The organism is Pseudoalteromonas sp. AWM4_233 (assembly GCF_056158285.1).
In genome coordinates this window covers 3,327,744-3,343,744 of record NZ_JBSWSZ010000001.1, presented here as the reverse complement: position 1 = coordinate 3,343,744, position 16,001 = coordinate 3,327,744, and the positions used below count along the sequence as shown (strand labels likewise).

Annotated in this window: 14 protein-coding genes; 11 read left to right on the top strand and 3 right to left on the bottom strand. The window is 43.0% G+C overall.

Translation table 11 applies throughout. From position 1 onward, the window contains the following. Nucleotides 1-116 precede the first annotated feature (116 nt). The 6 genes from thiC (at nucleotide 117) to ACXAC4_RS15180 (ending at nucleotide 6,436) form a co-directional block, all read left to right on the top strand. A complete protein-coding gene (gene thiC / locus ACXAC4_RS15205) occupies nucleotides 117-2,066 on the top strand; it encodes a phosphomethylpyrimidine synthase ThiC (protein WP_475163068.1) in 1,950 nt (649 codons plus the stop codon). A 71-nt stretch (nucleotides 2,067-2,137) separates the two neighbouring features. Continuing rightward, the gene (locus ACXAC4_RS15200; RefSeq protein ID WP_475163067.1) at nucleotides 2,138-3,148 is read left to right on the top strand and encodes an FAD-dependent oxidoreductase; all 1,011 of its coding nucleotides are present in this window, start codon (nucleotides 2,138-2,140) and stop codon (nucleotides 3,146-3,148) included. Further along, nucleotides 3,145-3,339, top strand: a complete 195-nt coding sequence (gene thiS / locus ACXAC4_RS15195) for a sulfur carrier protein ThiS (RefSeq protein ID WP_058031113.1) — start codon at nucleotides 3,145-3,147, stop codon at nucleotides 3,337-3,339. Before ACXAC4_RS15200 ends, thiS begins: the two co-directional genes overlap by 4 nt. A gap of 2 nt (nucleotides 3,340-3,341) precedes the next feature. Further along, nucleotides 3,342-4,127 (top strand): thiazole synthase, encoded by a 786-nt coding sequence (locus ACXAC4_RS15190; protein WP_475163066.1) that lies wholly within the window; start codon nucleotides 3,342-3,344, stop codon nucleotides 4,125-4,127. A 27-nt stretch (nucleotides 4,128-4,154) separates the two neighbouring features. Then, nucleotides 4,155-5,690 (top strand): thiamine phosphate synthase, encoded by a 1,536-nt coding sequence (gene thiE / locus ACXAC4_RS15185; RefSeq protein ID WP_475163064.1) that lies wholly within the window; start codon nucleotides 4,155-4,157, stop codon nucleotides 5,688-5,690. Next, on the top strand, nucleotides 5,690-6,436 hold the full coding sequence (locus tag ACXAC4_RS15180) for a HesA/MoeB/ThiF family protein (RefSeq protein ID WP_475163063.1): 747 nt from the start codon (nucleotides 5,690-5,692) through the stop codon (nucleotides 6,434-6,436). Before thiE ends, ACXAC4_RS15180 begins: the two co-directional genes overlap by 1 nt. Nucleotides 6,437-6,440: 4 nt before the next feature. On the opposite strand, the gene ACXAC4_RS15175 is transcribed toward ACXAC4_RS15180, so the two are convergent. Then, entirely contained in the window at nucleotides 6,441-8,474 is a 2,034-nt protein-coding gene (locus tag ACXAC4_RS15175) for a winged helix-turn-helix domain-containing protein (RefSeq protein ID WP_475163062.1), read from the bottom strand. Between the two features lie 122 nt (nucleotides 8,475-8,596). Here ACXAC4_RS15175 and ACXAC4_RS15170 point away from each other — a divergent pair, with 122 nt between their 5' ends. Together ACXAC4_RS15170 and ACXAC4_RS15165 are read left to right on the top strand one after the other, a co-directional pair. Next, complete coding sequence (locus ACXAC4_RS15170) at nucleotides 8,597-10,417, top strand: alpha/beta hydrolase (RefSeq protein ID WP_475163059.1); 1,821 nt, start codon at nucleotides 8,597-8,599, stop codon at nucleotides 10,415-10,417. A 147-nt stretch (nucleotides 10,418-10,564) separates the two neighbouring features. Beyond that, nucleotides 10,565-11,359 (top strand): substrate-binding periplasmic protein, encoded by a 795-nt coding sequence (locus tag ACXAC4_RS15165; RefSeq protein ID WP_475163058.1) that lies wholly within the window; start codon nucleotides 10,565-10,567, stop codon nucleotides 11,357-11,359. Between the two features lie 584 nt (nucleotides 11,360-11,943). Here the strand turns inward: ACXAC4_RS15165 and ACXAC4_RS15160 are convergent. After that, entirely contained in the window at nucleotides 11,944-12,666 is a 723-nt protein-coding gene (locus ACXAC4_RS15160) for an AraC family transcriptional regulator (RefSeq protein ID WP_475163056.1), read from the bottom strand. A gap of 74 nt (nucleotides 12,667-12,740) precedes the next feature. Further along, nucleotides 12,741-13,661 (bottom strand): manganese-dependent inorganic pyrophosphatase, encoded by a 921-nt coding sequence (locus tag ACXAC4_RS15155; RefSeq protein ID WP_010562021.1) that lies wholly within the window; start codon nucleotides 13,659-13,661, stop codon nucleotides 12,741-12,743. Between the two features lie 135 nt (nucleotides 13,662-13,796). On the opposite strand from ACXAC4_RS15155, the gene ACXAC4_RS15150 reads away from it, so the two are divergent. The 3 genes from ACXAC4_RS15150 to ACXAC4_RS15140 all read left to right on the top strand — a co-directional run bounded on the left by ACXAC4_RS15150 (nucleotide 13,797) and on the right by ACXAC4_RS15140 (nucleotide 15,935). Further along, nucleotides 13,797-14,348, top strand: coding sequence for a hypothetical protein (locus ACXAC4_RS15150; protein WP_475164164.1), 552 nt, complete (start codon nucleotides 13,797-13,799; stop codon nucleotides 14,346-14,348). Between the two features lie 38 nt (nucleotides 14,349-14,386). Further along, the gene (gene mutM / locus ACXAC4_RS15145; protein WP_475163054.1) at nucleotides 14,387-15,196 is read left to right on the top strand and encodes a bifunctional DNA-formamidopyrimidine glycosylase/DNA-(apurinic or apyrimidinic site) lyase; all 810 of its coding nucleotides are present in this window, start codon (nucleotides 14,387-14,389) and stop codon (nucleotides 15,194-15,196) included. Between the two features lie 142 nt (nucleotides 15,197-15,338). Beyond that, the gene (locus tag ACXAC4_RS15140; RefSeq protein WP_475163052.1) at nucleotides 15,339-15,935 is read left to right on the top strand and encodes a hypothetical protein; all 597 of its coding nucleotides are present in this window, start codon (nucleotides 15,339-15,341) and stop codon (nucleotides 15,933-15,935) included. The last annotated feature ends 66 nt before the right edge of the window (nucleotides 15,936-16,001 follow it).

The window sequence follows — 16,001 nt, the reverse complement described above, 5'->3', positions numbered from 1 at the left end:
GCTGCAAAAAGCTAAGATGCGTCGTGCATGCATTTAGCTCGGACCAATTGGGCTAACCCCCATCTCTCTCCATCTGGAGATCTGACAAGACACCTTAACTAACCATGAGGCAAGTCATGTCAAACAATAGTAGCAAGCCAAGCCGTCGCGAAACCCGTGCCGCGGCATCAGAATATATTTATAACCTTACTGGTCAACCGTTTCCAAACTCACAAAAAGTGTATGTAGAAGGTGAGCAGGCGGGTGTACGTGTGGGTATGCGCGAAATCACTCTAAGCGACAGCTTTATTGGTGGCACAGAAGAAAACCCTGTGTTTGAGAAAAATGACCCAATCCGTGTTTACGATACATCAGGCCCTTATACAGAGCCGGGCTTTGAACTAAATGTTCGCAAGGGCTTACCTAAATACCGTGAGCAGTGGATCTTAGAGCGTGACGACACAGAAGAGCTGGAGTCTGTAACCTCACAGTTCTCTCAACAGCGCATGGCTGATGAAGGTCTTGATCACATTCGTTTTGAGCACTTACCTAAAATTCGTCGTGCTAAAAAGGGTAAAAACGTCACGCAAATGCACTATGCGCGTCAGGGCATTATTACCCCAGAAATGGAGTTCGTAGCGATCCGTGAAAACATGGGCCGTGAAAAAATTCGTGAAGAATTATTAGCGCAACAGCACAAAGGCGAGTCGTTTGGTGCTGAAATTCCAGAGTTTATCACACCAGAATTCGTTCGCTCAGAAGTTGCACGTGGTCGAGCTATCATTCCTAACAACATCAACCACCCTGAATCAGAGCCAATGATTGTTGGTCGTAACTTCTTAGTAAAAGTGAACGCTAACATTGGTAACTCATCTGTTACCTCTTCAATCGAAGAAGAAGTTGAGAAGCTAGTATGGTCAACGCGTTGGGGTGCAGATACGGTAATGGACTTGTCTACTGGTCGTTATATCCATGAGACGCGTGAATGGGTGGTACGTAACTCACCAGTGCCAATCGGCACCGTACCAATTTACCAAGCACTTGAGAAAGTAAATGGTGTTGCTGAAGACCTAACATGGGAAATTTTCCGCGATACGCTGATTGAACAAGCAGAGCAGGGTGTGGATTACTTCACGATCCACGCTGGTGTATTACTTCGCTACGTACCGATGACGGCAAAACGTGTAACCGGTATTGTATCGCGTGGTGGTTCAATTATGGCGAAGTGGTGTTTAGCGCACCATAAAGAAAACTTCTTATACACACACTTCGAAGACATCTGTGAGATCATGAAGCAGTATGACGTATGTTTCTCACTGGGTGATGGTTTACGTCCGGGCTCAATTGCAGATGCCAACGATGAAGCACAATTATCAGAGTTACGCACTTTAGGTGAACTGACGAAGATTGCTTGGGAGCATGACGTTCAGGTGTTTATCGAAGGTCCAGGTCATGTGCCAATGCATATGATCAAAGAAAACATGGACGAGCAATTAGAGCACTGCCATGAAGCGCCTTTCTATACACTTGGTCCATTAACGACCGATATCGCACCGGGTTACGACCATATTACTTCTGGTATCGGTGCTGCGCAGATCGCTTGGTATGGTACGGCGATGCTGTGTTATGTAACACCAAAAGAGCACTTAGGTCTACCAAACAAAGAAGACGTGAAAGAAGGCCTTATCACATACAAAATCGCCGCTCACGCAGCTGATTTAGCAAAAGGTCACCCAGGTGCACAAATTCGTGATAACGCGTTATCAAAAGCGCGTTTCGAGTTCCGTTGGCACGACCAATTCAATCTAGGTCTAGATCCTGAACGTGCACTTGAATATCACGACGAGACACTACCGCAAGAGTCGGGTAAAGTGGCGCACTTCTGCTCTATGTGTGGTCCTAAGTTCTGTTCAATGAAGATCACTCAAGAAGTACGTGACTACGCGAAAGACCTAGAAGCACAAGGTGTTGATATTTCTGATAACAACGCAATTAAGATCAAGATGATCGATGTTGAAGCTGAAATGAAAGCCAAGTCTGAAGAGTTTAAACAAACAGGCTCTGAGCTTTATCACAAAGCCATCTAGTCACACTAGATGATTATGCCATGCGGACAGCATGGCATTGTTTTATAACCTTCGGGTTTTTAGGGGCAGAAATGAGTAAACCAAGAGTTGCTGTATTAGGGTTTGGTTTGTTGGGGCGTGTTGCAGCATTGATGCTGATGGACCGCTATCAACTAAGCATCTTCGAAAAAGACGACGCACAAGCAAATAACAGCGCCGGTGTGTTAGCGGCGGCCATGTTAGCGCCGTTGGCAGAGTCGGTAATTTGTGAAGCAGATTTAGCCGAAGATGGCTTAAAAGCCATGGCACTTTGGCCTGAACTTTTAGCAAAACTTTCTTCCCCGGTATTTTTTCAACAAGCAGGTACCCTCGTTGTGGCACACCAGCAAGACAAGGGTGACTTACAAAGTTTTTCACAGCGCTTAAAACCCCTCGCAGGGCACCAAGCACACATAGCCAATAGCCAAGACATTTCTCAGTTAGAACCAGAACTTGCAGGGCGTTTTCATCAAGGCATATTTTTACCTTGTGAAGGCCAGCTCGATAACTTGGCTTTTTATCGCGCCAGTTTTGAGACCTTACAACAGCAAGACATTGATTTTCATTTTGGTCAGTCTGTGCATTGCGAGCAGGGGCAAGTTAACGGTGAAGCATTCGATTGGATCATCGATTGTCGTGGCTTAGGCGCTAAAGATGAAGTGTCTGGGCTACGTGGTGTTCGTGGTGAAGTCGCACGCGTTTACGCACCAGAAGTGACGTTAACTCGTCCTGTGCGTTTAATGCATCCTCGCTACCCAATTTACATTGCGCCGAAACCAAATCACGAGTTTGTCATTGGTGCGACTGAAATTGAGTCGCAAGATAATGGCCCGATCACGGTGCGCTCTACCCTTGAGTTGTTGTCAGCTGCCTACACGGTACACAGCGGCTTTAGTGAGGGGCGTGTGATGTCGATTAATTCTGGGCTAAGACCTGCGTTTGTTGATAATCGTCCAAACATTGAGGTGAAAGACAACCTCATCCAAATTAATGGCTTATATCGCCATGGTTATTTACTTGCACCCTTTGTGGTGCAGCAAGCACTGAGCAAGGGGTTACTTTGAACGTCGTATTCAATGGTCAACAAGTCGCGTTAACCGACACTAATTTACAAGCATTTATTGAATCGCAAGGCGCAGTGCCGCCATTTGCTGTGGCTGTAAATGGGCAGTTTGTACCGCGCAGCCAATGTGCTGTGGCTGAATTAAAAGAGGGCGATCAAATCGAGTTATTGTCGCCTATTCAAGGGGGCTAAACATGCATAAACCACTCACTATTTATGGCGAAACCTTTGATAGCCGTTTATTGATAGGCTCTGCGCTTTATCCATCTCCGCAAATTATGCAGCAATCGCTGGTGGCATCGCAGTCGCAAATTGTGACTGTGTCGTTGCGACGTCAAAATTCAGTTGAAGCTGGCCAAGATTTCTGGCAATTAATCAAAGACACAGGGCTGCGCGTATTGCCTAACACAGCAGGTTGCCACAGTGTCAAAGAAGTGGTGACCTTGGCGCAAATGTGTCGCGAAGTCTTCGATACAGACTGGATCAAGTTAGAGCTGATTGGTGATGAGTATAATTTGCAGCCTGATCCCGTGGCTTTATTAGAAGCGACTGATATTTTGATCAAAGATGGCTTTAAAGTACTGCCTTATTGCACTGATGACTTAGTAATCTGTCAGCGACTGGCTGATTTGGGGTGTGAGGTATTGATGCCTTGGGGGGCGCCAATTGGTACAGGCAAAGGGATAATTAACCCTTATAATTTAAAAACCATTCGTGAGCGCCTGCCAGAGCATACTCTCATTGTGGATGCTGGCTTAGGTTTACCATCTCACGCTTGCCAAGCGCTTGAGCTAGGTTATGATGCGGTACTATTAAACTCGGCCATTGCTGGTGCGGGTTGCCCGGTGACCATGGCCAAAGCGTTTAAATCAGCAGTAGAAGCAGGGCGTTTTAGTTATGAAGCCAAAGCCATGCCTGAAAAAGAAGTGGCGGCACCTTCTACGCCGACCATGGGGATGCCGTTTTGGCACCAAGATTAAAATAGATAAAGAATTTAGGAGTCTGACATGTCAGAAGTTGTTTGGAGTATTGCAGGCTCAGACAGTGGCGGTGGCGCAGGTATTCAAGCCGACCTTAAAGCCATGCACAGCTTTGGTGTTCACGGTTGTACGGTTATTACGGCACTAACCGCTCAAAACAGCCTTGGGGTTGACGCCATTAATCCTGTCAGTAATGCCGTGATTGAGTCTCAACTCAATGCTCTGGCGCAAGATATGCCTGCAAAAGTGATTAAAATAGGCTTGCTTGCCAATATTGCGCAAGTAGAGTTAATCGCCGAGCATATCGCCCACTACAAAAAAACGTGGGCGGTGCCGCCAGTGGTGGTGTATGACCCGGTTGCGATTGCAACCAGTGGTGACACCTTAACCGAAGAAGACACCGTTGACGCGCTAAAGAAATATCTTTTCCCGCTGGTGGATGTGATCACGCCAAATACACACGAGACACAGTTACTCACAGGTATTTACCTTATTGGCCCAAGTTCAGTGGTTGAAGCGGCCGAAAAGCTGCAGGCTTTTGGTGCAGGTTCAGCGGTGATCAAAGGTGGTCACTGGGATTACCCGAAAGGCTACTGCATAGATTATTGTCGCAGTGACAGCCAAGAAGAATACTGGCTAGGAAACGAGGCGATAGTCACTCCACATACCCATGGCACGGGCTGTAGTTTATCTTCATGTATCGCGGCTTGCCTTGCCAAAGGTTACCCGTTAAAAGATGCATTTATTTTAGGTAAAGCGTATATCAACCAAGGTTTAGCAAGCGCCGAGCGTTATGGCGAAGGCATTGGCCCTGTAGCGCATACGGGCTTCCCAGAAGACTTAACGCATTTCCCGCAAGTGATTGAACCGGGTAGTTGGTTAGCCGATGAATTAGAACTGGCCGCGCCGGATGATTTTAATTTTGCAGCAGGTTTTGCTGACACCGAGGGTGAGCTTGAGCTTTATGCGGTTGTTGATACTGCAGATTGGATTGAAAAATGTTTAGCCGCAGGCGTACCGACCGTTCAACTGCGCATTAAAGATCCGAATGATCCAAACCTAGAAGCGGAGATCAAAACTGCCATCATGCTGGGTGAGAAATATCAAGGCCGAGTATTTATTAACGATTACTGGCAGTTAGCTATTGAGCATGGTGCATATGGTGTGCATCTTGGTCAAGAAGATTTAAGTGAAGCAAACCTGTCGGCAATTCAAAATGCGGGTTTACGTTTAGGTGTATCGACACACGGCTTTTATGAAATGGTGCGAGCGCATAACTATCGCCCGAGCTATTTGGCATTTGGGGCGATTTATCCAACCACAACCAAAGATATGACAGGGCAAATACAGGGCCTTGAAAAGCTCAAGCATTTTGTACCGTTAATGAAAGCACATTACCCGACCGTGGCCATAGGCGGTATTGATATTGCGCGTACTGAGCAGGTTGCCAGTACTGGTGTGGGCAGTGTCGCGGTTGTGCGTGCTATCACTTTAGCTGATGATCATCAAAATGCGGTTCTTGAGCTTAAAGCTGCAATTCGCAAAGGACGAGGTGAGGCTTAATGGCATTGGATGACAAAGAGCGGCTGCGTTACAGCCGCCACTTGTTACTCAAAGAAGTTGGCGAAGCTGGGCAAAATAAGCTGAAAAGTGCCAAAGTTGCGGTGGTAGGCTGTGGCGGTTTAGGCAGTCCGGCTTTACTGTATTTGGCGGCTTCAGGCATAGGGAAACTGACATTCATTGATGATGACGAAGTTGAGCTGTCTAACCTTCAACGTCAGATTATGTATAAGGTAAACCACCTCGGTCAAAGCAAAGCCAAAGCTGCGGGCAAGGTGCTGACCAGTCTAAATAATCAAATTTCACTAAATCCTGTGCACGCACGTTTAAGCGCAGAAAATTTAGATGTGTTATTGGCTGATGCCGACTTTATCCTAGATTGTAGTGATAACTTTAAAACCCGTTATCTACTGAATGAATACTGCCTTGCGAAGCAAAAAGTACTAATTTCAGGTGCAGCCATCGCAACCCAAGGTCAAGTAATGGTATTTGATTTTAGAAGCGAAAGTCCTTGTTATGCCTGCTTATTCCCAGAAGGGAGCGAGCAAGTATCGCAAAATTGCGATAACTTTGGAGTAATCAGCCCGCTGCTCGGCGTTATAGGCTCAATGCAGGCGCTTTATACCGTAAACATGATTTTAGGTCATTATAGCGGCAGTGTGTTTAAACAAGTTAATGGTTTAACGTTAGAGCAAAAGTCCTTTGGGTTATTTAAAGATCCAGAGTGTGAACAGTGTGCAAGTGGTTAGAGAGTCAGAGCATGTCATGAATCACAAAGCCTTGCACATCACCTTGAATAGGCTTGAGCTCAGCAAACAAAATTGCATTTTGTGCTGAGTTAATATGAAACTGGTTGATGAAATGGTGATTGCTCGCCATGACTCTTTCAGCTTCTTTGGTTGTTAAGTTATAGCGCCAAATGCCTGAATCCTTTCGATAAAAGTAAACCTTGTCTTCTATTAGTTGAAAGTTGAGCCAGTTTATATTGCTAAAATCTTTGATAAGTAAAGTCTCTTTACCCTCAAAAAAACGCCACAGTCCAGCTTGGTTCCTTTTTGAGTAAATCAGCCCGCCTTGATATTGATACCCACTATAGCCACCATACTGTGTTAATTGAGTGTGTATTAAAGTCGTTTTGTTAAACAGCCATAATTGCCATTGACCGCTTTTTTGACTGCTATAGATGATGTTTTTATCGTCTTGGCTATAGTTTGCAACATACGCTTTGTGCTCAGCTGTTATGAGTTTATTCACTTCATTGGTGAGTAAATTAAGCTCATATAAAGCGCCCAGTTTTTCAAAAAGTACATACTCTTCTTTTTTATCAGTTTGAAAGCGTCTAAAGCCAAATTCAAATGGTAGCGAGATTTTGTGTAATGCTTCGCCTTTAAGTTGCCATAAATCATGCGTGCCCATCATATCTGAGAGAAACAACAGTGACTGATTATCAGTTTGCCTTGGCAAACGGTTGAGCGCAGCATTGTTAAGCATGGTTTTGGTTTCTTGTGTGTTGAGGTCATATCTTTTTATACGACTGCTAGGGTGATATTGAGTCGCGAGTAATACCTTGCCATTAGAAGAGAGGGTACTGGTAATTGACTCAATCGGATAGCTCAGCTGTTTGATGACGTTTTCAGAACCACTTTGAGTATCAATTTGTAGTAAGGTCTTTTCTGCAGTAAAAAACAGTACATCATTTTCTGCGTCCCAGGCTAAAGCACCAACCACATAAGGTACAGGATAAGTTGCCAGCTTTTCTAGTGTATGGGTGTTTAGCACATGAATTTCACTGCGATCAGACTCAAGATATCGAGCAAATGCTAAACGAGGTTGAGTGGGATGAGCGGCCAATCGAAAATCACCATTTAAAGCAGCGTGCTTTTGTGGCAAGGATATTTGCTCTAGTACCTGAGTTGCTATCTTAAATTGATATATTTTATAGGGCGTTGCGTTATTTTTTCTGGCTTGAATAAAGAGCCTCTGCATATCGTAGTGCCATGCAATTTTTACATCCGAAAACTGACTACAATCGAGCAATGTCTTTTTATCAAAAGAAGCGAGAGATACCTGTTCTATTAAGCAGCTTTCTCTATTTTGAGACACCAGTCCAATGACTTTCCCATCTGGAGCGAGTCGAATATCTCGAACGTCAGTCAGTTTTATCGGCAATACTTTTGGGATGTCTTTATTTACCTTCAAGTACAGTGATGCTTGACCATTTACATCAGTATTAATGAATAACACTTGCCCGTCTTTTGAACTACTAAGCTTGGTTTCTACCCCATCGAGCGCGGTAAATCTAAACTGGCTGAACTCAGTTTGTTTGGTTTTTTCCTCTGTGTTCTGCAAAGTGTTATGTATGTATAAGAAAAACAGCGATATAAGCAAAAAAGTGCAAATGACGATGATTAACCATCTATTTTGAGGTCTTATAGACGGTTCTAAGGTTGCGGAGCCCAGTGTGTTATTAGGCTCAGACAGTATTTTTACAGGTGCGCAAAATTGATAGCCAAACTTTGGCTTGGTGACAATAAATTCAACATCTGGTGATAGCTGTTCTAGATGACTTCTAAGTTTAGAAATCGCTTTGTTTACCGCACCGTCAGAGACGACTTGTTGTGGCCAGGCCAACTCAATTAATTTATCTCTCGATAGAACGGGTTCGTTACTTTGAGTAAAGGCTAATAATAGGTGATAAGACTTGGCTTCCAATAAAACGCTTTCTCCATTATGAAAAAGCGCTTTTTCTTGAGTATCAAAGATGATGTCATGTATTTGATATTTCATACCTAGCCTAATGTTTTTTATACTTATTTTTTAGGTAAGCAAAAGGTAACGATAAATTCGATTAAAGGTTGTGACAATAATGTAGCAGCAAATTTAGTCTCTTGGCAAAACAGGAGAGACAAATGAAAAAGTTATTATTAGCCCTTGTATTATCTGGTGTGCTACAAGCTTGTGGAAGCCAGAGCCACCACACAGAGCAGGTTGAACTCAATGAAACACCGGAGGAAACCTCAAGTGATTTACATTTAAGTTTAGGAGATCGTTTTTATACCTTGGCCTTCCCTGAAGGAGGGGTTAAAGAAGGAAAAGCATACAAGTTATTATTTGCTTTTCATGGTTCAGGAGGAACAGAAAAACGTATGCAACGCATGACGCGATTTGAGTTATTAAGCGATGACTACCTTGTAATTTATCCTAAATCTAAGGAGGTAGAGTGGGATGAAGGGTGTGAGTGCAATATTGCACATCGTTTGGGTGCTAAAGATGTCGAATTTATCGTTCAATTGATTGATAAAATGCATGCCGAATATAATTTGTTGGAAGGTGAAAACTACGCGGTCGGTTTTTCTCAAGGTGGGCTGTTCAGCCAAAACATGCTGTGTAAGTTCAGTGAAAAGTTTCAAGCTGTCGCGAGTGTGGCATCGCCTATGTCAGATAGGTTATCGAGTATGTGTAGTATTACCGATCCTACAAGTTATATGTTAGTGCAAGGCACTGCAGATAGAGTCTTACCTTATCAAGGTCTGGTACATCATAACTTTGGGCTTATTTCGGCGCCTAAAGCCGTCGAATTGATTACTAGCCAGACCATACCTGATGCCATAGTGTCTGAAAGTACGCCCAGTGAGCGCGTTACTGAGAAATTATATCGTTCTTCAACCGACACTAAATTATTAAGCAAATTAGTCAGCATTGATGGCGGGGGTCATGCTTGGTCTTTTGAAAACTACTCAACCTCAAACCAGCTATTAGACTTTTTTAATCAAAGCAGCGCGTACGCTTTACCTGAATACTCAGCGCTTTATACGGTGAATACTAAAAACTACCACGTTAGAAGTATGGGTAAACAAACTGAAAAGGGAGATGTGGTGATCCTCTCAGGCGCGAACAAGTTTTTTCACAGCGACTCCGCCTGGGCCTCACTTGTACAACCATTACTTGCGGAGCATGCAAGAGTGCATGTAATAGATAGGCTGGGAAATGCTTGGAGCTCCGATACCGAAGAACCTTCATTCAAACAACTGGCGGCAGATTTGCCTGAACTACTGAGCTTATTAGACATTAAAAAAGTAACATTCTTGAGTTTCGCCAACAGTAACTTAGCGACTCTCATGTACTTACATAATCCCAACCCTGAAATTCAGGTGAATGGTATTGTGTGGGCTGATCCCGATATTTTACTGCCTCACTCGATTGCTCAATATCAAAGTGGCGCGGTTGCGGGCCTGCGAAAATATAAAAGCGAATATGTTGAGCATGTACGTGGCGGAAATTGGACAGAAAAGAGTCGTGAGCGTATTGCCATTGAACGTGAAGAGATCGTCAAGCTCATTCCTTCAAACCATCAAGAGAAAATGGATTGGGTCTACTATGACCAAGTAACTGAGCTGCGGTTGCAAGTCGAAAATCAAGTAACACGTATAAAAGAAATGATGAACTATCATGACGATCTGAATATTGCAGAGCCATTACAGCACAATATAAATGTGCCTATTAGTGTAATTGACAGCGACTTTGAGCGTTTAGATATTGCTAATGCGACTGAAGAAGAAAAGCCGGGTCTTATAAAGTGGCAGCAAGAGGGGACGCAATGGAGTAAAGATATTGCTAATAAAACCCAAGGACAATACTACGTACTTGAAAACGCCAGTCATCAAGTGTTTTTTGAACATCCAGATACTGTTGTCAAAGCAACACTAGAGATATTAGAGCGTAATGATTAATTACTTTTCTAATTCTTGATGGCCTGCGAGCTTACTAGGAGTTGCGTGGGCTAATTTGACATTTTTGTCAGTACAGTACTTTACCTCCTCGTGATTACTCCTAAACTTAAAGGTGAGTAAATCAGGCTTACATAGCATGGAATTAAGATGCACAGTCATTTTCATAAACGAAATAGAGGAAAAGGGTCGTTTGTAAAATACTGTGCTTTTTTATTTTCATTGTGCTTTTCTCATATTACCCACGCCCTAAACCTAGTCACCAGCGAAGGGCCGCCTCATACCATAAATCATCAACTCTACAGCGGCATAGATTTAGATGTGACCAAAGCCGTGCTCAGGCAGCTCGGCTATTCTGTTAATTTGCATTTTGTCGCGCTCGGCCGTGCTGAAAAATTAGTTCGCTCGGGGCAGTACGATCTAATGGCACCGATATTCTTTGCAAAAGATAGCGATAACTTTTATATCAGCGACCCTATTGTTACCTATAAGCCCATGGTGTTTTCTTTGTCTGAGCGTAATTTATCTCCCGACTCTATCAGCGATCTTGCAAAATATTCTTTGATTACTTTCCAAGGTGCGCCGGGCTATTTTGGTGATGCGTTTAAAACCATGTCGGAGCAAGCGCGATATAAAGAGTCGGCAGATATGTCGGTGATCCCCGAGATGCTGGCGAAATCCCGTTACGACTTTGCAGTATTAGACCAATATATTTTTTATTACTTCTACCGCTTGAACGACAAACAAAGGCCCATAGATATTTTTAAACATCATTACTTAATCCCGCCAGTCACCGCCAGTGTCGCTTTTAAAGATAAAATGCTCAGAGATAGGTTTAATTATGAATTGAAGAAGTTTAAACAAGGTGAAGGCTACGCCAAAATCGTTGAAGCTTATCTGGGGCGAATGGAGCAAGTGGCACACACTGATAATATTAACAACTAGTGTTAAGGAAGTTGTTCCTCTCTTGGAAAAAGTATAATTTTCTTGGTCTTGTAAGGGATAACGGAATATACAAAGAAATCAAACGCTCACTTGTGATTTTAAGGCTCAAAACCATCACACTTTTTAAAACAAGGACGCAAAGTGCACAATAGATTATTGCCCAAAGAGATCAACTATTTCTATTTTATACATTTGATCCCAGTATTTTTTTATATCAGCTTTTTTATTATTTGGGATTTAGGCTAGCTGATGGTTTCAGTATTGGCTTTTTTACGTTAAGTATCTTGTCGTTTTTTATTTCATTCTATTATGGGCGCTCCAAGCATGTTTGCTTTGATAAAAGTGTCAGTGTGATCAAGTTAATTATATCTATTTGTATTTGCTTACTTGTTGTTTTATATGCTTTGCAAGAGATGCGGATTGAGCCGGAAGAGTTAGCTCAAGAGTCTAGGTTTATTGTGATTTGTCTTTTGGCTGGCATAAATACTTCTGTCCATGCCTTAATAGATTCTTTCAGAGAGAAAAGCTGAATGGCTCTAACTCGTCCTAGAAAGAACGTTTAGGTTGGGTCTTCTTATCAAATATTATTTTTGTTTTTGATATTCCCTCAAACTCAACCCAAACTGCTTTTTAAAAGTGCGGCTCAAATGCGCGCTGTCTGAGAAACCTGCAATATACGCCGCTTCAGTGGCGGTTTTTCCTAGCTGTAATGTCTGTACTGCACAGATCAATCTTCGCCATAATAAGTAAGGTCGCCAGGGGATCTGCATAGTGTCTTTAAACAAATGCAAAAAGCGACTTTCTGAGAGATTGAGCTCAAGTGCAATGTCTGCTGCGCGCCACTGTTGTGGTTTCACACACTCATGACCAATGCAGAGATTAAGCTTATCGAGTAAGCGAGCTATACGTGCATCAAGTATGGTTTGAAGTGCATGGGTTAAACCACACAAACTGAGCAACTCACTAAGGGTCTGAGTACTGTTTAAGGGTTTATTTATCTCGATTTCAATAAAGGCTTTATCAGCCAGTTTCGCCATGAGTTGCATGCCAAGGTTGCAGCTTGGCTCGATTAAGATCACCCACCCAGTTTGCATGGTGAGTTGATGGCTGATTGTTTGGTTAATGATGCTTGCACCAGTGAGCTGTATTTCATCGTTATTTGGCAGAGTAAGGCGCATATCCGCGTCACCCATAGGTAAGGTGATCTGAATAAGCGTGTGTTGATGTGCAGCCGTTTTTGGCACTGCGCCAAAAATGGCTATTACGCCGGGGTCGATGAGTAATTGGCTAGATACATGTTGCTGCATAGGTTATTGGCAATAAAAAACCGAAGACATTGCTTCGGTTTTATCAGCTATTTACATAACTTGCTAGTTATTGCTTATGCAAACGCGTCTTGTAGTGGTGGTACTACTTGCTTCTTACGGCTTAGTACACCATCTAACCATACGCGGCTTTGCTCAGGCGCAACACCGTAAGCACGCTCAACAATGCCTTCGTCATCAGATGCGATTAGCATTTGTGAACCTTCTTTCATGATGTCTGTAAGTAGTAAGAATACAGAGTGACGGCCGCCTTCTTCTTTCAGCTTTGCAATATCCGCTTCAAGATCAGCTTTGATGTCGTCAAATACAGCTAGGTCGATAACTTCTAACTGACCGATACCGACTAGGTTACCGTTCATGTTGAAGTCTTTAAAGTCACGCATAACTAAGTCTCGAGCAGGCGTGCCTTCAACCGCTGATTTAACTTTAAACATTTCCATGCCGAATGCTTTGTAGTCTTCGATGCCTGCGATTTCAGCAAGTACTTCAACACACTTAATGTCAGCAGTCGTACAAGTTGGTGACTTGAAGATAACAGTGTCAGATAGGATTGCACCTAACATAAGACCCGCGATGTTCTTTGGTATTTCAACACCGTAGAAGTCATACATCATCTTGATGATGGTGTTTGAACAACCAACAGGGCGGATCCAACACTCAAGCGGTGTAGACGTCGTTAAGTCGCCAAGTTTGTGGTGGTCAACAACACCCACAACCGTTGCTTCATCAATATCATCTGGTGCTTGTGTTTTTTCTGTGTGGTCTACGATGTAAACCTCTTCACCTGCATAGCTCATTTTAAGCTCAGGCGCTTCGAAACCAAACGTGTCTAGAATGAACTGTGTTTCAGGTGATACATCGCCTAAACGCGTTGCGATTGCTGCTTCACCAATTTGATTTTTTAAATATGCAAGTGCAATTGCACCACAAATAGAATCTGAATCAGGGATCTTATGACCCACTACATACATTGCCATGGACGGAACTCCTTAAATTTTGCGCGATATTCTAGCAAACAATCACGACAGTTTAATAGCAAGTCGATGCATTTTTAGACCTAAATCTAAGCCTAACCGAAGCAAAACAGGGCAAAAGCATGCTCCACAGTGAAGATGTTTTTCGATACACTGCAAAACGACTATTTAATAAAAGCAATAAAGCACAGAGGCAAGCGCATGGGATTGAGTCGTAAAGCATGGAATAACGTGGTGATCTTCGCCATGCTGATCATGATCTTCTTTTTAAATGGTCTGCATCATAAGCTCAACCCGAATGAGCAAGTGTTTGGTCCTCAGCGACTCTTACCCGAACAAACGTTTGTACTGACATTGGCTTTTCCTGGCTACAAAATTGAGCGCATTGGCACAGCTTGGCGTAGTGAAGGGCCGTGGCAAGTAAGCCCGAATCAATTGCCTTTGTTGATTGATGCATGGCAACAAGTTGAGCTAGAGCTGACAGATATTTCTTTGCCGAGTAGCAAAGCCGTCAGTGTGGCGCAGTTTTGGTTAGCAGGCGAAGAGTTACCTTGGAGCTTTCAACTCTATCAAGATGCCGAGCAATACTATATTTTTGATAAGCAGCAGCAATCTTGGTTGATCTTAGAATCAGAGCTAGCGTATCAACTGTTTGAACCGCTTAACTTAGCGCAAGCATCAGCTCATTAACCTCAACATATTTAAAGAAATAGACATTAGAGAACCTCATGCCTGAATTACCAGAAGTCGAAGTCAGCCGTTTAGGCATTAGCCCACACATTAAAAAACAAACAGTCAGTAAAGTATTGGTACACAATGCAAGCTTGCGTTGGCCTGTTCCAGATGAAGTGAAAGATATTGAAGGGTTGACGATCAACAGTGTGCGCCGTCGAGCGAAATATTTAATGCTTGATACGGATATTGGCAGTGTGATTTTACACTTGGGTATGTCGGGACATTTGCGCATTGTGCCAATCAGTGAGCCGCTAAAAAAACACGATCATATTGAGATCCACTTCGATAATGGCAAAGCGTTACGTCTAAACGATGCACGTCGTTTTGGTGCGTGTTTATGGCAAGCGCCTGATGAGTCTCATGCGTTGTTCGCAAAGCTAGGGCCTGAGCCACTCACCGATGAATTCACTGCCGAGCATTTATTTGAGTGTTCGCGCAACAAGAAGGTGCCCATAAAGCAATTTATTATGGATAACCATGTGGTTGTGGGCGTCGGTAATATTTACGCCAATGAGTCGCTGTTCAAAGCGGGTATTCATCCTAAACGCGAAGCAGGCAAGGTGTCGTTAAAGCGCTATAAATTGCTCACGCCAATCATCAAAGACACACTCGCTGCGGCAATCACCCAAGGCGGCACAACACTGAAAGACTTCGCACAGTCTGACGGTAAACCGGGTTATTTTGCCCAGCAATTACTGGTTTATGGACGCAAAGGCGAAGAGTGTGTGACCTGTAAAACCGTACTGAAAGAAATTCGTTTGGGACAGAGAAGTACCGTGTATTGCCCTAAGTGTCAGAATTAAATGCGAATTTTTTAGTGTCTAGCCAGTATCTTCTATTTCTAGTTGTGCTGTACCTTTTTTAACCGTATCGTTAACGGCCATGATTTACAGAGACTAATATTTTCACAGCTGTATTTTTACATTTCTTAAATAAGGATTATTTATGGAAAAAAGTTATCTGACTGCTTCATTGAAAGATAACCTGCTTAAAAACAAAGCAGGTCTTGTGTTATATGTTTTCAGTCTGATTGTTATCGCGTTCGTGATAATGACCAGCAGTGGACTAAAGGTGTTGCCACTCTTTTTTGCGATGGGCCATATCGCTTTGGTTATGTTACTTAAGCAGGGACTAGTTGGAGAGGCTTGCAAGGCAGAAAAAGCACATTATTTAAATAGATATGTGCCAGTAGCACGCAAGTATGCAGTTTTTTATCTACTTCATGCCGTATGTGCTGTTGCTTACACATATTTAGCTATTACGCAGACTCTAAACTTTGAGCAAGGCCTCGCGGTTTTTGGGTTGTCGTTGTTATTTACCCTTTTAATTTCTGTGCCTTTAGTTAAAACTTCAGCTCAGCATAATCATACAATTAGTGTAAAGCCAAGTATTCAACTAATACTCAAGACGATTTTATTGACTACTTTGTCTGTAGTGGTGTTAGCTAATTTTGTTACAGAAATAACATATCAATACTTTTTGGCTTTTGTTTTCTCGCACTCTATTATTTGGTTTTTTCATCATTCTTGGTTAAGAGCGTGACGTGAATAGCTACAATTCAAGTGACTTATTAAGCCGGTGCAAACCGGCTTAATTTTTTTATAGGCT